General features: G+C 28.5%; 20 protein-coding genes. 8 read left to right on the top strand and 12 right to left on the bottom strand.

Annotated elements, in window-relative coordinates; all coding sequences use genetic code 11:
- The first annotated feature begins 2 nt into the window (after positions 1 to 2).
- The 6 genes from EXC62_RS04260 to EXC62_RS09160 all read left to right on the top strand — a co-directional run bounded on the left by EXC62_RS04260 (position 3) and on the right by EXC62_RS09160 (position 3,658).
- Positions 3 to 668: a metal ABC transporter ATP-binding protein gene (locus EXC62_RS04260; RefSeq protein WP_162140121.1), complete on the top strand. Its 666-nt coding sequence runs from the start codon at positions 3 to 5 to the stop codon at positions 666 to 668.
- Positions 661 to 1,482: a metal ABC transporter permease gene (locus EXC62_RS04255; protein WP_026390158.1), complete on the top strand. Its 822-nt coding sequence runs from the start codon at positions 661 to 663 to the stop codon at positions 1,480 to 1,482. Before EXC62_RS04260 ends, EXC62_RS04255 begins: the two co-directional genes overlap by 8 nt.
- On the top strand, positions 1,475 to 1,636 hold the full coding sequence (locus EXC62_RS04250) for a transcriptional repressor (RefSeq protein ID WP_162140120.1): 162 nt from the start codon (positions 1,475 to 1,477) through the stop codon (positions 1,634 to 1,636). Before EXC62_RS04255 ends, EXC62_RS04250 begins: the two co-directional genes overlap by 8 nt.
- Positions 1,637 to 1,701: 65 nt before the next feature.
- Positions 1,702 to 3,012 carry an IS91 family transposase gene (locus EXC62_RS04245; RefSeq protein WP_129747419.1) on the top strand — a complete coding sequence of 437 codons (1,311 nt, stop codon included), beginning with the start codon at positions 1,702 to 1,704 and terminating at the stop codon, positions 3,010 to 3,012.
- Positions 3,005 to 3,340 carry a hypothetical protein gene (locus tag EXC62_RS04240; protein ID WP_026391052.1) on the top strand — a complete coding sequence of 112 codons (336 nt, stop codon included), beginning with the start codon at positions 3,005 to 3,007 and terminating at the stop codon, positions 3,338 to 3,340. The genes EXC62_RS04245 and EXC62_RS04240 overlap by 8 nt, the downstream gene beginning before the upstream one ends.
- A gap of 63 nt (positions 3,341 to 3,403) precedes the next feature.
- A complete protein-coding gene (locus EXC62_RS09160; RefSeq protein WP_084156704.1) occupies positions 3,404 to 3,658 on the top strand; it encodes a Fur family transcriptional regulator in 255 nt (84 codons plus the stop codon).
- A gap of 50 nt (positions 3,659 to 3,708) precedes the next feature.
- Here EXC62_RS09160 and EXC62_RS04230 read toward each other — a convergent pair whose 3' ends face one another.
- The 10 genes from EXC62_RS04230 to EXC62_RS04185 are packed head-to-tail and all read right to left on the bottom strand — an operon-like array spanning position 3,709 to position 12,670.
- Entirely contained in the window at positions 3,709 to 4,158 is a 450-nt protein-coding gene (locus EXC62_RS04230; protein ID WP_026390835.1) for a hypothetical protein, read from the bottom strand.
- A gap of 11 nt (positions 4,159 to 4,169) precedes the next feature.
- A complete protein-coding gene (locus EXC62_RS04225) occupies positions 4,170 to 4,775 on the bottom strand; it encodes a V-type ATP synthase subunit D (protein ID WP_026390836.1) in 606 nt (201 codons plus the stop codon).
- A complete protein-coding gene (locus EXC62_RS04220; RefSeq protein WP_026390837.1) occupies positions 4,768 to 6,216 on the bottom strand; it encodes a V-type ATP synthase subunit B in 1,449 nt (482 codons plus the stop codon). Before EXC62_RS04220 ends, EXC62_RS04225 begins: the two co-directional genes overlap by 8 nt.
- Positions 6,217 to 6,226: 10 nt before the next feature.
- On the bottom strand, positions 6,227 to 7,978 hold the full coding sequence (locus EXC62_RS04215) for a V-type ATP synthase subunit A (RefSeq protein WP_129747498.1): 1,752 nt from the start codon (positions 7,976 to 7,978) through the stop codon (positions 6,227 to 6,229).
- A 7-nt stretch (positions 7,979 to 7,985) separates the two neighbouring features.
- Positions 7,986 to 8,561 carry a V-type ATP synthase subunit E family protein gene (locus tag EXC62_RS04210; RefSeq protein ID WP_035375821.1) on the bottom strand — a complete coding sequence of 192 codons (576 nt, stop codon included), beginning with the start codon at positions 8,559 to 8,561 and terminating at the stop codon, positions 7,986 to 7,988.
- An 11-nt stretch (positions 8,562 to 8,572) separates the two neighbouring features.
- Positions 8,573 to 8,881 carry a V-type ATP synthase subunit F gene (locus EXC62_RS04205; protein WP_162140270.1) on the bottom strand — a complete coding sequence of 103 codons (309 nt, stop codon included), beginning with the start codon at positions 8,879 to 8,881 and terminating at the stop codon, positions 8,573 to 8,575.
- A 14-nt stretch (positions 8,882 to 8,895) separates the two neighbouring features.
- Positions 8,896 to 9,321, bottom strand: a complete 426-nt coding sequence (locus tag EXC62_RS04200; RefSeq protein WP_026390841.1) for an ATP synthase subunit C — start codon at positions 9,319 to 9,321, stop codon at positions 8,896 to 8,898.
- Positions 9,322 to 9,333: 12 nt separating this feature from the next.
- Positions 9,334 to 11,256, bottom strand: coding sequence for a V-type ATP synthase subunit I (locus tag EXC62_RS04195; RefSeq protein ID WP_026390842.1), 1,923 nt, complete (start codon positions 11,254 to 11,256; stop codon positions 9,334 to 9,336).
- 58 nt (positions 11,257 to 11,314) lie between these two features.
- Positions 11,315 to 12,337, bottom strand: coding sequence for a V-type ATPase subunit (locus EXC62_RS04190; RefSeq protein WP_162140271.1), 1,023 nt, complete (start codon positions 12,335 to 12,337; stop codon positions 11,315 to 11,317).
- 24 nt (positions 12,338 to 12,361) lie between these two features.
- The gene (locus tag EXC62_RS04185; RefSeq protein ID WP_026390844.1) at positions 12,362 to 12,670 is read right to left on the bottom strand and encodes a hypothetical protein; all 309 of its coding nucleotides are present in this window, start codon (positions 12,668 to 12,670) and stop codon (positions 12,362 to 12,364) included.
- Positions 12,671 to 12,936: 266 nt separating this feature from the next.
- On the opposite strand from EXC62_RS04185, the gene EXC62_RS04180 reads away from it, so the two are divergent.
- A complete protein-coding gene (locus tag EXC62_RS04180; RefSeq protein WP_026390845.1) occupies positions 12,937 to 14,532 on the top strand; it encodes a chloride channel protein in 1,596 nt (531 codons plus the stop codon).
- 17 nt (positions 14,533 to 14,549) lie between these two features.
- Here EXC62_RS04180 and EXC62_RS04175 read toward each other — a convergent pair whose 3' ends face one another.
- Positions 14,550 to 14,957 (bottom strand): hypothetical protein, encoded by a 408-nt coding sequence (locus tag EXC62_RS04175; protein WP_026390846.1) that lies wholly within the window; start codon positions 14,955 to 14,957, stop codon positions 14,550 to 14,552.
- A gap of 57 nt (positions 14,958 to 15,014) precedes the next feature.
- On the opposite strand from EXC62_RS04175, the gene coaD reads away from it, so the two are divergent.
- Positions 15,015 to 15,494 carry a pantetheine-phosphate adenylyltransferase gene (gene coaD / locus EXC62_RS04170; RefSeq protein ID WP_026390847.1) on the top strand — a complete coding sequence of 160 codons (480 nt, stop codon included), beginning with the start codon at positions 15,015 to 15,017 and terminating at the stop codon, positions 15,492 to 15,494.
- Here the strand turns inward: coaD and EXC62_RS04165 are convergent.
- Positions 15,484 to 16,260: an HAD-IIB family hydrolase gene (locus EXC62_RS04165; protein WP_026390848.1), complete on the bottom strand. Its 777-nt coding sequence runs from the start codon at positions 16,258 to 16,260 to the stop codon at positions 15,484 to 15,486. The two genes, coaD and EXC62_RS04165, sit on opposite strands and share 11 nt — an antisense overlap.
- Positions 16,261 to 16,358: the final 98 nt, after the last annotated feature.

Raw genomic sequence — 16,358 nt, 5'->3', positions numbered from 1 at the left:
TAATGGATAGTGTTACTGTATGCAATTTAACTGTTAGATTCGGAAAATATGAAGCATTGAAAGATGTTTCTTTTTCGCTAAAAAAAGGTGATTTTTTAAATGTTATCGGACCAAACGGAAGTGGAAAAACCACTTTAATTGAAGTTCTTACTAATTTAACTACTCCTTCTTCTGGTTCAATAACAATCAATGAAAAGAAAGTTGGTTATTTACCACAAAAACTTCAAACGAAGAAAAACTTTCCAATAACTGTTAAAGAAGTTATTTATGGTGGACTAGATAAAATAGAAAAAGAATCTACTGATAACGAAATTAAAAAATGGCTAGAAATTATGAATATTTCCCATTTAATTAATGAGAACATGTCTATCTTATCAGGCGGGCAGCAACAACGTGTCTATATTATTAGAGCCCTAATTAGTAATCCTGATTTACTAATTCTTGATGAACCAACTAGTGCGCTAGATCCAGAATTTAGAGAAGGTTTTTATCTTTTCTTAAATAGTTTACAAAAAGAAAGAAATATGACTATCATTAATGTTACACATGATTTAAGTGATACATTAAAAGATAATAGTTTAATTCTATATATTGATCAAGAAGTTAAATTTTTTGGTGAATCAAAAGAGTTTAAAGAATTTGAACATAGGGGGCATAAACATGTTTGAGTTTTTACAATATAGTTTTGGATGGTATGCATTATTAATCGCGATTATTATCGGATTATCTGCGGCAATTATTAGCCCTTTCCTTGTTTTAAATGAACAAGCGTTAATCGCTGATGGACTTGCTCATGTCAGTTTTACTGGACTTGCTATTGGAATGTTATTTGTTAATGAACCATTATTCGTTAGTATTCCTTTTGCGATTGTTCTTTCAATTCTTGTCAAATATTTATCCCAAAAAAGAAATATTAACGGTGATGCTGCACTAGGAATAATTTCAACAGTTTCATTAGCTGTTGGACTTATTATCATTCATAAAAGTTCGGGATTTAATCGTTCAATTGAAGGTATGTTAATTGGAAATATGTGGACTGTTAATCTATCAGAAATCATTATGGGGATAATCATTCTTATATTAATTATTCTATTTGTAACAGTATTTTATAGAAAACTTTTATTAATGACTTATGATTATAAATATGCGAAATTTAGAGGCGTTAAGACAACACTACTTTCTTATTCATTATCTGTTTTAACTGCAATATTAATTACTATTGGTGTTAAGACTATTGGAACTCTACTTATTTCTTCGTTTGTAATATTTCCAGTTATAATTGGAATGCAGTTTAAAACAAGTTTTAAAAGAACATTAGTTATAGGTTCTATATCATCTATTATTGCTGTTTTTTTAGGAATTTCGGTTGCTGATCAATTTGATATTCCTGCAGGTTCTACAATTGTTATTGTTTATGCTATAATATTAATAGTTCTTATGATAATTAAGAGATTTATTAAAGGTGGCGGTTATCGTGATTAAACTTACCAAACAGAGACAAACAATCTTTGATGTTTTAAAAAATTCAAAAAAACCATTAAATGCTGAAATGATTTATGAACTTCTTCCAATGGATACTATGAATCTTTCAACAGTTTATCGAACAATTGAATATTTTGAACAAAAAGTGAAATAAATTTCACTCGGGGCGATTACTAATCGCCTCTTTTATTTTCATATCTTATTATTTATAATATAGCTATGGATACTAATGTTTATGTTAAAAATCTTTATAAAGATTTACTAGCCACTGCTGCTAAAAATGGTAATACTGTTTATGAGAATGAATTAACGAGACTTTCTAATCTTGAGCATGTTCGTTCCCTAAACTCTAATCACGTCTCTATAAAGGAGATTTTTCGCGCTTTTTGGCCTTCTTTTAAATTACTTCATCAAGATAAACTTCGTTCTTCTATTATTAAAAATGTTGAATCTATGATTGATTGTAGAAATTTATCTAAGGGCTATCTTTTCTATGAGTGCTCTAAATGTGATCATTATCATTTATCTGGTTTATCTTGTCATTCTAGATTTTGTTCCTCTTGTGGCCATAAATATCGTGATTCTCGCTCTTTGGAAATTCAAAAGAAACTTATTTCTGTTCCTCATCGTCATTTTGTTTTTTCTCTTCCCTTTGATTTAAGACCTTTCTTTTGGAAGTGTCGACCTTTATTTGATTGTTTATTTAAATCTGTTAATGATTCTCTTCATTTTTCTTTAGATCTTTCTAAAAAAGATCTAGCAGATGATGCTAGGCTTGGCTTCGTTGCTTTCCTTCATACTTCGGGCCGTAGTTTAAATCTTCATCCTCATATTCATGTTTTAATTGCTGAAGCTACTATTGATAAGTTTAACAAGAAAAAAGATCTTTATTTTTTTCCTTTCGAACGTCTCAGAAAGACTTTTATGTTCAAATTCTTATCCTTAGCTTCTAAAGTTCTCAAAGCTTTTGGTAATCATTCTCTTTATCGTGAATTTAACATCTTAAGGTCTAAAATTATCAAAAAATATAAAGACGGTTTTTATACTTACGGTCCTAGGATTAAAGAGTTTACTAAATTTTATAACACTAAAAAAATTGCTAATTATATTGCTAGATATGCTTCTCATCCTCCTATTGCTGAATCCAATATTTTATCTCTTGATTCTACTAATAGCACTGTCTCTTGGCGTTATACTCCTCACGATGATCCTAATAATCCTGTCGTTATTACTGAACATCCTCATATCTTTATTTCTAGACTAATTAGACATATCCATGATGAGGGTTTTCATCAAATTCGTTACTATGGTTTTTATGCTAATAAATCTGCTCGTGCTAACTCTTTTACTAAATTAGTTTCTAAATCTTCTATTGATTACTTAAAATCTAGATTAAAATGGCGTATAATGTTGCTAGATACTTTTAAGTTTGATCCCCTTCTTTGTAGCTGTGGTGCCAAGATGGTTTTAAATATCAAACTTTCATTTCTACCAAATAATAATAAAGGAGCTTATATTTCTGATGCCTAAACTTTTTAAAACTTATAAACCTATTTTGTCTAATTCACAAAAGAAGAATCTTTATCGTGAATATGAATTAGGTATTGCTGAGGGTTTTATCCCTGGTCCTAAGTTATCTTTTGATAACTATTTTAAAAATTCTGATTTGTTTGATATGATTGAAATGAAATGTCTTGATTGTCACTTTGAATTAAATTTAAGTTATGAACATTTTTCTATGGATGTTCTTCATAATGAGGCTGCTTTCCCTTTAGATTTCTGTCCTGAATGTGGTAAGTTGCAGTTTGTTCCTAAAGATGTTTTTAAAAAATTAATTCCTTTTAACGTTTTAAAATAAACTAAGATATATTATACTTTGTAATAAACTTCTAATATGGAGTTTTTTTAAGTATATCCTTTTTTGATTAGACCAAATACAATTTCCTATTCAAAAAAAAATAATTTGTTACTCAAATTTCATTTTGATGGAAAAAGTTTTTACTTTTTAAATGTCGATGGACATCATCATCACTATTTTGTTTGTACTAATTGCTTATCTATGTTTGCTATTGATTGTAATATGAATAGTACTATTAAAGAATTAAAAAATGAGCATGATTTTCTTGTTACAAATCATGAAATGACTATTTATGGTCTATGTAAAGATTGTCGTTAAAACTAGGTTAATTCCTAGTTTTTTTATTTAAATTAAAAAAATGACCTTAATTAAAGGTCACTTTGATCAATCTTCAAATTATCATTATAATACAAACTATATAACGAAACACTCTTTAATGTCATTAAAATTGTGTTCATTATTATTACAATAATGAAACCTACAGAATATGCAAGTTTTTTTCTATCATCGTGAATTACTACATCAATAAAATCATACTCCATAACTGAAAAGAATATCAGATACATTATAGCAGCAACGATTAAAACTAATCGTTGTTTTTTTATTGACATATGTCTTAATGAATAAAGTTCAAGAATTAAAACAACAATGACACCTATTAATGATATTAATCCTAATTTCATAAATATTCTCATTTCATCTTTAGCTTCAAATTTTAAATATGCAATTAATCCCATAACAAACCATACACTAAAAAATGAAATTGCTATTAAAGATTCCACAATCATTATTTTTCTAGACTTTGATATATCATTCATTATTATTCAACCTATTTTCTATTCTTTATAACTTTCATTCTTGAAAACTCTTCACGTTCTCGTTCTTCTAAAACGTTTGTTATTGTTTTTATTTGTTCTTCTAAATCAGGCATAACGATATTTTTTAAAGCATTAGTTCTTTTTTGAGATTTTCTTATACCGTTAGCTATTCTATAAGCACTATTATCAATTTCAGCTAGAAGAATTGTTAATTCTTTAACTTTTTGAAAGGCTTGAAAAGCTTGGTCAAACTTACTATTAGTACTGCTTAACCCATAAGATAGTTTGATTTCTTGTTTGTTATGATGTATTTTTGGAATATCTACTCCCATAATACTTTCATAGCTAACTGATAATCCATTATCAACAGGAACAGCTTTAGCAATTTCATCAACAATCCCTAATGTAATATTAGCTTCTTGTAATAATCGATATGCTTTTTTATAAGTATCAGATATTTCATCACGAATTTTCGCTACTTTATCAAGCAAAGTCATCATTTCGCGCATTAAAATATTCTTTTTTCTCTCCATTAAATCTTGCCCAAGACTTGCTAACTCATAACTTTTTTTAATATTTAATAAGTTACCTTTTGTTGGAACAACTTGATTACTCATTCATTTTTCCTTTTGAGATTATTTCATCAGAAATTTTTGAATTATTAATTTTAAATCTTACTTGGGCACGGTTTGAATCATAAAATTCTTCAATCGTTTTTTGATCTAATCTACTTAATTCACTCTTTGGTAGTAATGATAATAAATCCCATCCTAGATTCAATGTTTCATCAATTGATCTGTTTTCATTACCTTGAGATAAGAAATAATTATCAAAATAATTACCATATACTAAGTATGCATGGTCAACTTCATTTAATTCATCTTCACCAATAACTGATGCTAATGATTTAGCTTCTTGTACTCTTGCGTAAGAAGCAAATAATTGATTTGCTAAATCTTGATGATCCGCTCTTGTATATTTAGAACCAATTCCATCCTTCATCAATCTTGATAGCGATGGAAGAATATTAACTGGTGGATAAACACCTTTTTGATGTAATTCTTTACTTAAAACAATTTGACCTTCTGTAATATAGCCAGTTAAATCTGGTACTGGATGAGTTATATCATCATTAGGCATTGTTAAAATTGGAATTTGTGTCACTGATCCTTTTGCTGATTTAATAATTCCAGCTCTCTCATACAATGAAGAAAGGTCAGAATATAAATATCCAGGATATCCTTTACGCCCAGGAATTTCACCTTTAGAACTTGAGAATTCACGTAATGCTTCACAATATGCAGTCATATCAGTTAAGATAACTAAAACATGCATGTTCTTTTCGTATGCTAAATATTCTGCAGCAGTTAATGCACATCGTGGTGTTAAAATTCTTTCAATGATTGGGTCATTTGCAATATTTACAAACATAACAACTCTTGACATAACATCTGCTTCTTCAAATGCTTGTCTAAAATAATTGGCAACGTCGTGTTTAACACCCATTGCAGCAAATACTATACAAAACTCTGAATCTTCTGAATCAGATAGTTTTGCTTGTTTAACTATTTGAGTAGCAAGTTCATTATGACTTAAACCAGAACTTGAAAAGATTGGTAATTTTTGACCTCTAATTAAGGTTGTTAATGTATCAATACTACTTATTCCTGTATGTATATAGTTTCTTGGATAAACTCTTGAAACTGGATTTAATGGGCTACCATTAATATCGTATCTAACTTCCGAGAATATATCACCAAGACCATCAATTGGTTCACCAGAACCATTAAATGTTCTTCCTAAAATTTCTTTTGATAAATCAATTTTCATTGGTTCACCAGTAAAAGTTGTTTTTGAGTTTTCAAGTGAAAGTCCTGTAGTACCTTCAAATACTTGAATAGCTACTTTATCACCATCAATTTGAATTACACGACCTTTACGTCTTTCCCCATTTTTTAATTCAATTGTAACAACTTCTTCAAAACCAACATCTTTAATGTTTTCTAAAAAGATAAGTGGTCCATTTATTTCATCTAATCCAATATATTGATATTTCATAATAGACCTCCTATAAAATTGATTTAACAACTTGATCTATTTTTTCATAATATAAATCAAATTTATCTAACTTATCATTTTCAACATCATATTTCATCTTAATAACATGTTCAAAAATACCTGTTTGAATTAATGTACTTAATGCTTTACCTCTTAATGTAAAGTTCTTTGCTTCTTTATATAGATATAAAATTACATCCATCATCTTTAATTGTTTTTCAAGCGATACATATGTATCATCTTTATGGAAAGCATTTTGTTGTAAGTATCCTAATCTAATTACTTTACCTATTTCAATAATAAGTTTTTGATCATCAGGTAATACATCACTACCCATAAGTTTAACAATTTCTAATAGTTTATTTTCTTCAGCAAGAATTGCCACTATTTCTTTTCGATTTTCCAAGAAATGTGGAGATAAGAATTCATTATACCATGGTGTTAAATCTCTTAAATATTCTGAATAACTTAAATTCCAATTTACTGCGGCATAGTGTCTTTCATACGCTAATTTCTTATCAAGTGCCCAAAAACATCTAACAAAGCGTTTTGTGTTTTGAGTTACTGGTTCAGAGAAATCTGATCCTTGTGGAGAAACAGCACCAATAATTGAAACTGATCCGTGTTGATTATTTAAAGTTTTAACATAGCCTGCTCTTTCATAGAATTGTGAAATTCTACTTGGTAGATAAGCTGGGAACCCTTCTTCTGCTGGCATTTCTTCTAGACGTCCACTGATTTCTCTTAAAGCTTCAGCCCAACGTGATGTTGAGTCAGCCATAACAGCCACATGATATCCCATATCACGGTAATATTCCGCAATTGTTAACCCTGTATAAATACTTGCTTCTCTAGCGGCAACCGGCATGTTTGATGTGTTAGCAATTAAAACTGTACGTTCCATTAATGATTTTTTAGTTTTAGGGTCAATCAATTCTCCAAATTCTTCAAGAACTTGAGTCATCTCATTTCCACGTTCCCCACAACCGATATAAACAATAATATCAGCATCACACCATTTTGCTAATTGGTGTTGCATCATTGTTTTTCCAGTTCCAAATCCACCTGGAAGAGCTGCAGTACCACCTTTAGCAATCGGGAATAATGTATCAATTACTCTTTGACCTGTAATTAATGGTGTACTAATAACTAATCTTTCCTCAACTGGTCTAGCTTCTTTAATTGCCCATTTTTGTGCAAATGGAACATCAACTACTACTTTATTTTCTAACTCAACTTTTAGTGAGTTATCTCTCATTTTATACTTACCATCTTTTGGACTAGAAACAACAATTCCTTTAACATTAGTAGGAATTAAGAAGCGATGCTCAATAACATCTGTTTCTTTTGTTGTTGCATAGATTTGTCCTGGTGTAACATAATCACCTTTAGATACTTTATAAGTGATTTCCCATTCTTTATCTAAATCAATTTGATCAATGTCACTACCTTTTGACATATATACACCATTTTTTTCAGCAATCGCTTCTAAAGGTCTTTGAATACCGTCAAAAATATGTTTTAAAATTCCTGGAGCAAGTGTTACGGATACTTGTGTTTTTGTTCCAACAACTTGATCCCCAACTTTTATTCCTGTTGTACTTTCATATACTTGGATTGTTGTTAAATCTTTAGAAACAGAGATGACTTCTCCCATTAGTTTATCTTTACCTACATAAACCATTTCTAACATTGAAAAATCTTTTGTGTTTTTTAATTTAACAACTGGTCCATTGATTGAATATATGGTATTTGCCATAATTCCACCTCTACTTTTCTACTACAAACAATTTAGAATTTTGATGGAACCATTTTTTAGCGTCTTCAATCTTTGAATTAAAAGTAGTATCTATTTGGAAAGAACTTTTTTTCAAGACAATATTAACGCCACCAATGATTTCATCATTTGTTTGTATTTTTATATCTTTAATTTTTTTATTTAAACTATCTGTTTTTGAGATTTCAATATAGTCAATATCACTACGATATTTTTCAATAATGTCACTCATCTTTGAAACATATTCATCAGTTTTTGTATATTCAATTAACTTCTTTTTCAATTCGTTGATTAATTCATTAACTAAGCCATTTCTAATTCTCATTAGTTCCAAATCATATTTATGTTTTAAATCACTTAAATTTTTTTGGTGCTTTTGATATAATAATTTTTTCTTAGCTTCAAGATTAATTTCTTTTGATTTTTCGAGTTCATCACTAACATTTTTTAATGCTTTTTCACGCATTACGACTAACTCTTTTTCAATCTCTTGAATAATTTCTACTGATTCACTTTTAATTGTTTTTTCAAAGTATTTATATAAACTCTCTTCGTTAAAATGATCCATCATTATTCACCTCATATCTTAAAACCGATTGCTTGACTAACATATCGGTCAATTGATTCACCAATGTCTGATGAACCATGTCGATCGGGTATTTCAACAATAAGTGGTTTTGTTTGACGAAGCTTTAATTCTGAGATAACTTCTGGACATAATTCCACAAGCTTAGTCGTCATTAAAACAATCGAAACAGTTTCATCACTCATTACTTTTTGTAATTCATCTAAAACTTCTTGTCTTTTATGAATAACTATACCTTCGATACCTACTAATCTCATACCTGCAAGGGTATCAACGTTATCACTTAATAAGAAAAACTTCATTATTAATCACCGGACTATCCAATAATTAAGATTGAAATTAGTAGTCCGTAGATTGCAACCCCTTCACCTAAGGCAACGAAAATTAATGATTTACCAAAGTTCTTTGGATTTTCTGAAATTGCTCCAATAGCACTTGGTGCTGCAGCAGCAACCGCAATCCCTGCTCCAAGAGCTGATAAACCTGTTGCAAGTGCAGCAGCTATATATTTTAACCCTGTACCAACACTTTCACCTGCAGCTGGAACTACTTCTTCAGCAGCAAATACAGTTGGTGTAGCAAGAGCTAGACCTAATACTAACGCAAAGAATAAAGCAACATGAAGAATCATTCTTTTTTTAACTGATACTTTACTTGCATTTCCTTTAAATACCTTTACTAAAGGTAAAATAACTAATAAAACTCCTAAAATTGGAACCATAATTTTTAATACATTTAACATAATTTTTTCCTCCTAAAATTTAATTGGTGTAAAAGGTGTTCCGTCACCTTCATAATATCTTGAAAACATTTCATAAAATTCTAATCTTAATACTTGAATACCTACAATCAAGCCTTCAAGTCCCATAACAAATAAGTTACCGATGATTAAGACAACTATATTATTGCCACCACCCATTTGTGCTAACTTATTAACAACTAACATCATACCAGCATGTGATAATATAAAACCACCGACTCTTAAGAATGACATTGTGTTTGTTACATATGATAACAATACTTCAAATAGTTCAAAGAATCCTTCAATAAAGAATCCACCAAATCCATCTGGGAAAGGCTTTTCTTTATGTAGTAATCTTTCAATTGGTTCTTTAAGGAAAATAGTTAATAATGGTATAACCACTAATAATATTATTGTCACTGTATTAAACAAGTTTGCAACATTTAATATTTTAAGTACAATACCTGTTAATAAGAAGCCGTAAAACAATAACCCCATAAGACCATTGTTAGAAAGAACAGCATGTGCATAATCTTTATGTTTAAACTTAATAATCGTGTTCATTATAATTACAGTAAGAATTAATACAGCACCGATTAAAACTGTTCCTATAAGCAAGTTCATTGTAACGCTACTACTCATTACATGGAGTGGTAAGAATTTACCTGCAATTCCAATCTTTTGATATATTTCACCGAGTATTTCTTCATTACCAAAGAACGATCCATATATAAGTCCAAAGAATGCTGATGAAATACCAATTCTTGCAATAATACTTCCAAGTGGCATTTTCTTATATTTAGCTAATAAGAAACCAATAAGTGACATTAATAAGCCTTGACCAAAATCTCCAAACATTATACCGAAAATCAATGTATATGTAATCGAAACAAACAATGTTGGATCAATATCTTTATAAGAAGGTGTACCATACATTTCAACATACATTTGGAATGGTCTTGTAAACCAATTATTTTTCAACTTAGTTGGTGGAGTAATTCTTTTATCACTTGATGCAGGTCTAACATCAATATCTAAATTTGCTGTTTCTTTAAAGTGATCTTTAAACTTATCAACATCAGTTTTAACAACAAACCCTGTAATTGAAAATCTTTCACCAAGTCCAACAACATATTTTTTAGCTTCAAAAAGTTTTCCTAAAAACTCTAATTCACCTTTTGTTCTTGAAAGATTTCCCATACATGTTTCTTTCATCTTGCTAAGTTCATTTTTTAAACCATCTAAATCAAGTTTTAAACACTCAATATGTTCTACTAATTGTTTTTCAGCTTTTTCAGGAGTTCCATGAACAAATTCTGGAATTCTAACTCTTTCAAAGAATAATGAAGCAAATAAACTATCAATTTCATGTTTATATTCTTCAGTAGCCATATACATACACCAAACATAATTATCTTTTTCATTAAATGCTTTAAATATAAATGGTTTGTTTCTGTAATATTTTATTTTTTCTATACTATCAACTGGTAATCTACCAAATCTTGTATATAAAAACTTACATGAGAAGATATCATCAAGTGAAATATCTAAGTTTTCTAAGTTATGGATTTGTTCTAACGATAGATTATATAATTCCATTTCTTTTTCAATATCTTTAATTGCTTTAACTTCTCTTCTTAATTCCTGATGCACTTTAACAACTTCATCATGCATCTGGTCAATGTTATATTCTAAATTATCTTGTTTAACTTGCGGTAATTGAATATTGAATTCATTTTCTATTTCAATAATTTCATCTAATAATGATTTGAATGGATTCGATGAACTAAATGTTTTTAATCCTCGAACACGGTCAACAAATTGTTCAGATGCAATCGGGTGAAATTGTTCAAATTCAATAAATTTACGTAAAACCTCGTCTAATTGATTCAAGTCTGAACTCAATGTAACAAGCTTCATCTTGGCAATGCTCACAAGAAACACTCCCTTTCTTTTTTATTTTCTTTATTTTTACCAAATACTTTGGATTATTTTATATAATAATAATCTCTCTAATTTCGCTTTCAGGTACTCCATATCTGATACCTTCAATAATATGGATTAAATTATCAATTTCAACATCACTAATTGTTAAATATGACATATAAACAAGTGGTGCTTTTTGACTATATAACAATGTCTTCTTAGCTAGTTGATATGAAATACTGTCCATATAGTTTTCAATATAGTTTTTATCAACACTTGCGAGATTTTCATATCTGTTTTTTAAAACATTTTTTAGTAAATCTTCTGGTGTTTCAACATTTAACAATGCATTAAGTTTACTTTCTTTAATTGGATTATACTTATTAACTAAGATGCTTTTAATTTCATCATCAGAAGTATGATAGAATTTCTTTAAACGATAAACTTTGACAACATTGTTTAATTCAGTTCTTGTGTTTAAGATATTTAATAAATCTTTTTCAACCTTACCTTTAAAAAACTTCTTTATTTGAATTGATACGTATTCATTATATCTTTGCTCAAGTAACATTTCGAATTGATTAAAATGAATTTGATCATTCGTAACATTAACATAAGGATTCATAATCTTTTCATATACTGTTCCTTTTAAAGCAACAACAAGTTCTTTAATATTCTTTGTTTTCGATATTTCATATAAATCTAGTTTAGAATATCTATCAAAAAATATTGGTAAATCATTAATTACATCATACTTATCATCAGAAATATATGATTTTAACATTGACATAATTATTTGATGTTCTTTTTCAATAACATTAATCTCATAAAAAGGCTTATTTTTGTTAGCAGCAAACTTAATTAATTTTAATGTTTGTGTAAAATGATATTTTCTAATTATTTCTTCTAATCTCTTACGATTAATATTTTGATCTGACACTCCACTAAATGCTTCAAAATAAAAAGGATGCGCTCTTAAATAAGCTGCAACCTCACCTACTGTTCTCTTTTTTATTAGTTGATTAAAATCTTCATCCTTGAGAAGTTTTCCATAGATTGAGCGCGCTTTAGTGACTAATGCATTTTCCATTAGCATTTTTTCACCTTCTTCACTTTAGTTTAATGATATTTCAAACATTTTATTAACCCATTCATCTTTGTTTTCAGTAAATTTGTCTTGTAACTCTTTACTGCTTTGCTCAAATGAACGCTTCAATCTTCCTTCTTCCATCATGAAATTCTCTTCTAGTTTCTTTTCTTGTAAACTTAATTCTTTAGCTATTTTTTTATCATTATCTTTGATCATTTTAGCTTTTTCTTTTTTAATACTATTAACAAGTTCTTCTTTATTTTGTTGTAGTTCAATAATTTTTTCTCTTGCTTGTTTATCTAATTCAATAACATCTTTAATTAAGCTTTCCATAATGTCCCTCCGTTCAATACTTTGTTATTATACTCTTGCGATTTTTAAAAGTCAAATCGTGAAAACGTTATTAATTTTTTTGTTCAATAATCACCTATATTTTATCAAAAATATTACTATTTTCAAATCGATTTTCTGTTTATTAATATAATCATTCAAAAGTTTAACTAATTTTTACATCATTGTTTTAAAAAAACTACTTTTAAACTATTTACAGTTGAAAAAAAAGGAGTATAATAAAAAAATGTGAAAGGTTGCGTTAATTAATGAATCATATGAAAAACAGTTGGAACAACGTCTTAAAAGTAATCCTTTTTTATGGAGTAATAACCGGAATAGTTTCTGGTTTAATACTCTATGGATTTAGGTATATTGCTAACTATTTTAGTCAATACTCTAAGGATATATATATCTTTGTACGAAATAATCCTCTATATATTCCATTATTCTTTGGGGGATTAATATTTATCGCTTTTTTAATTTCAACAATAATTGATAGAGTACCAAGTACTGCTGGTGGAGCAATTCCTAGAACAGCAGGATTAGTAAGAGGTTTATTAACTTTTAAATGGTTACCTACTTTAATCTTCACAATGATATCTACGTTATTAGTTTTCCTTGGTGGTTTCCCACTTGGAATTGAAGGTGCTAGTGTTTTAATTGGTACTTCGATATCTGAGGGTGTTAACGAAACACTCCATACTAAACCAGCTTTTAAAAGATATATTTTAACATCTGGCACAAGTGCAGGTTTCTCATTTGCTACTGGTTCATTAATGGCAGGAATTATTTTCCCATTAGAAGAGATGCACAAAAAGTTTTCTTGGATGCTTCTTACTGCAGCAATGAGTGGAGCAGTTTTCTCAACAATTGTTACTAGAAGCCTTGATGCAATCTTTAATAAAGGTTCTGTGTTTTTCCCAATTCAACAAATTACAGCAATGCCAATCAAATATCTTTGGATTGCTCCATTAATTGGACTTATTACTGGTTTATTTGTGAGTTTATTTAACTATTTAATTGAATTAATTGGTAAAATATCCTCTGAGAGATTAAAAAATGTCAAAAGATTTTACAAAATATTATTTGCTATTATTATCATTGGAATTATTGGCTTGTTGTTACCTGAGAATTTAGGTAATGGACATCATAATATTATTATCGAATTATTAAACAACCCTGTTCATTTTTCATTGCTAGTTTTAGTTTTATTATTTGCTGCTAAAATTATTACAATCACATTATCAAGTGGTTCAGCAGTTACTGGTGGTCTTTTTATTCCTGTTTTAGTAATTGGAGTTTTAATTGGTGCAATTTCAAATGTTTTTTTAGTTAAAATGGGATTTAATCCTGAATATTCAACTGCAATAATCTTAATAGCAATGGGTGCTTTCTTTGCTGCATCTATGGATGCTCCAATAACAACACTACTATTTATTGTTGAAGCTTCTCTTCATGTTGAAACAACCCTATATATTGTTATTGCTATTTTTGTTTCAATGATTGTTGCTCATTTATTCCATGCTAAGCCTTTAAATGAAATTGTTTTAAAGAAAATGATGAAGGAACAAGATAGAAACCGTGTTTGGCATATGTATGAGATTAAAGGAATTATTAATGACAATGCATTTGTTGTTAATAAAACTGTTAGAGATATTCTTTGGCCAGCAAACTGTTTAATAAAAGAATTAGTCCAATCTGATGCAACTAACCGAACAAACATTATGGTTCATGGTGGAGATCGTGTTTTAAGTAATGGTGATCATGTAATCTTCCAAGTTCAAAGTTATAATTTAGATGAAACTATTACTAAATTAGAATCTTTAGTTGGAACACAAAAATTTGATGTTGAATTAAAATAATAGGACAGCCCAAAAGGCTATCCTATTATTTCTATATTTCTACTATTTTTATCTCTTAAAAGAATTCTTGAATGCAGTATTATCCCAACTAATGCTGATAGAATCAGTATTACACTTGTAATCCAAAAAACAATATTTTTTATACTTTCGTTAGTTATTAACATTTGTGCTAAATACCCAACCATAAATACATATAAATTATATTTATTAATAATAATTTCTGCTTTGCGAATTTCAATTGGTTTAACACTTCCTTTTTTATACATTAGAAAAAAAATAATTCCTAGTACTATAAAAACTCCAAGTCCAACATATAAAACCCATTCTTTTCCTACTACTGTTCTTACAATCATAAAGATTGCTAACAGCAGAAATAAAATATACATCAATAATTGGAAGACTATTGATCTTTTTTCAATTCTCATGATTTTTCTCCTTTTTTATTTAATATTATGTTATACTAATTGTGATGAGGTGATACTATGGTTAGAGCTGTTTATGCCGGAACATTTGATCCTTTAACAAATGGTCATTTAGATGTTATAAAACGTGCAGCAAAATTAGTTGATGAACTAATTGTTTTAGTTGCGAATAACGCTTTAAAGGTACATAAGTTTACAACTGAAGAAAGAATTCAAATGATAAAAAATGCATTAAAAGATGCTCCAAAAATTAAAGTTGATTCAACAAATGGATTAATTGTTAACTATGCTCAAGAACATGATATTAAAATTATGTTTAGAGGTTTAAGAAATATTCAAGATTATGAATATGAATATTCATTATCAGAATATAATGCTAATATCAATCCAAATGTTGAAACTGTTCTTTTATTTCCTTCAAGAAACAATCATTTTGTTTCATCCAGTGCAATAAAAGAACTTGTTTATCATAACGTTGATATTTCTTTATATATTCCTAAAGAAAATATCGAACTAGTTAAGAAAAAACTTAGTCTATAATCTTTAATTCTTTAAAGAAATCATAAAGCTGATTACTGTCTATATGTGGGGCAACGTAATTAGCTTTTTCTTTTAATTCTGGAAACCCACTATTTCCCATAGCAATTCCAATATCAGCTAATTTAATCATTTCAATATCATTATGGCCATCACCAACAGTGATTAATTGATAATCGGTTTCGTTTTCTAAAACTTTTGCAATAGCAATCGCTTTATTAGTATTTCTGTCAACCAAATCTGCTCCACCACTATGCCATGGATAACAAAGAAAATTTGATTTACTAGTAATTTTATTAATCTTTTCTTTATCTCTTGAAAATAACCATAATTGGTAAACTTCTTTTTCAATATAAATTTTTGGATTAATTTCTGGAACTTTGTCGCCAAAGCCTTTTATACCATAATCAACTTCTAGACTATATTCATTAACATATTCTTTATCAATAGTAACAAAACCTACACTAACTTCTTCTTTTTCAGTTTCTTTTAGAACTTGTTCGATATCATCAAGTTTTAAAGGATTACTATAGATAAGTTTATTGTTCTTATATGCAACACTTCCATTAATGAAAATTTTATATGTGAACAACTCCTCAAGTCCTTCTAACATATGAACTTTTGATGGTCCTCTTCCCGTTGCTAAGCCAACATATGTATTAGGCATTAATGCTAACTTTTTTATTAAGTCAATAGTTTGACTAGGAATTTCTTTATTTTTAGTACTATGTATTGTGTTATCTAAATCAAAAAAAATAAACTTTTTCATCTTTCCACCTCGAAAATATTATAACATAAATTGTCTTATACTATCTTTTTTAGAGTTTTTATCTTATAATAAGAGAGAGAAGTTTTGCTTACGGAGGA

It is taken from the genome of Haploplasma axanthum (genome assembly GCF_900660745.1).
Taxonomy (GTDB): Bacteria; Bacillota_I; Bacilli_A; order Acholeplasmatales; family Acholeplasmataceae; genus Haploplasma; species Haploplasma axanthum.
Note: the sequence above shows the minus strand (reverse complement) of the source record. Positions and strands in the feature narration are given on the sequence as shown.

Excerpts from the sequence above, each read along its gene's own strand:
- EXC62_RS04180 (WP_026390845.1), top strand. The coding sequence starts at position 12,937 with ATGAATCATATGAAAAACAGTTGGAACAACGTCTTAAAAGTAATCCTT.
- EXC62_RS04245 (WP_129747419.1), top strand. The coding sequence starts at position 1,702 with ATGGATACTAATGTTTATGTTAAAAATCTTTATAAAGATTTACTAGCC.
- EXC62_RS04260 (WP_162140121.1), top strand. The coding sequence starts at position 3 with ATGGATAGTGTTACTGTATGCAATTTAACTGTTAGATTCGGAAAATAT.
- EXC62_RS04205 (WP_162140270.1), bottom strand. The coding sequence starts at position 8,881 with ATGAAGTTTTTCTTATTAAGTGATAACGTTGATACCCTTGCAGGTATG.
- EXC62_RS04255 (WP_026390158.1), top strand. The coding sequence starts at position 661 with ATGTTTGAGTTTTTACAATATAGTTTTGGATGGTATGCATTATTAATC.
- EXC62_RS04225 (WP_026390836.1), bottom strand. The coding sequence starts at position 4,775 with ATGAGTAATCAAGTTGTTCCAACAAAAGGTAACTTATTAAATATTAAA.
- EXC62_RS04165 (WP_026390848.1), bottom strand. The coding sequence starts at position 16,260 with ATGAAAAAGTTTATTTTTTTTGATTTAGATAACACAATACATAGTACT.
- EXC62_RS04230 (WP_026390835.1), bottom strand. The coding sequence starts at position 4,158 with ATGAATGATATATCAAAGTCTAGAAAAATAATGATTGTGGAATCTTTA.
- EXC62_RS04200 (WP_026390841.1), bottom strand. The coding sequence starts at position 9,321 with ATGTTAAATGTATTAAAAATTATGGTTCCAATTTTAGGAGTTTTATTA.
- EXC62_RS04210 (WP_035375821.1), bottom strand. The coding sequence starts at position 8,561 with ATGGATCATTTTAACGAAGAGAGTTTATATAAATACTTTGAAAAAACA.
- EXC62_RS04190 (WP_162140271.1), bottom strand. The coding sequence starts at position 12,337 with ATGGAAAATGCATTAGTCACTAAAGCGCGCTCAATCTATGGAAAACTT.
- EXC62_RS04240 (WP_026391052.1), top strand. The coding sequence starts at position 3,005 with ATGCCTAAACTTTTTAAAACTTATAAACCTATTTTGTCTAATTCACAA.
- EXC62_RS04185 (WP_026390844.1), bottom strand. The coding sequence starts at position 12,670 with ATGGAAAGCTTAATTAAAGATGTTATTGAATTAGATAAACAAGCAAGA.
- EXC62_RS04220 (WP_026390837.1), bottom strand. The coding sequence starts at position 6,216 with ATGAAATATCAATATATTGGATTAGATGAAATAAATGGACCACTTATC.
- coaD (WP_026390847.1), top strand. The coding sequence starts at position 15,015 with ATGGTTAGAGCTGTTTATGCCGGAACATTTGATCCTTTAACAAATGGT.
- EXC62_RS04175 (WP_026390846.1), bottom strand. The coding sequence starts at position 14,957 with ATGAGAATTGAAAAAAGATCAATAGTCTTCCAATTATTGATGTATATT.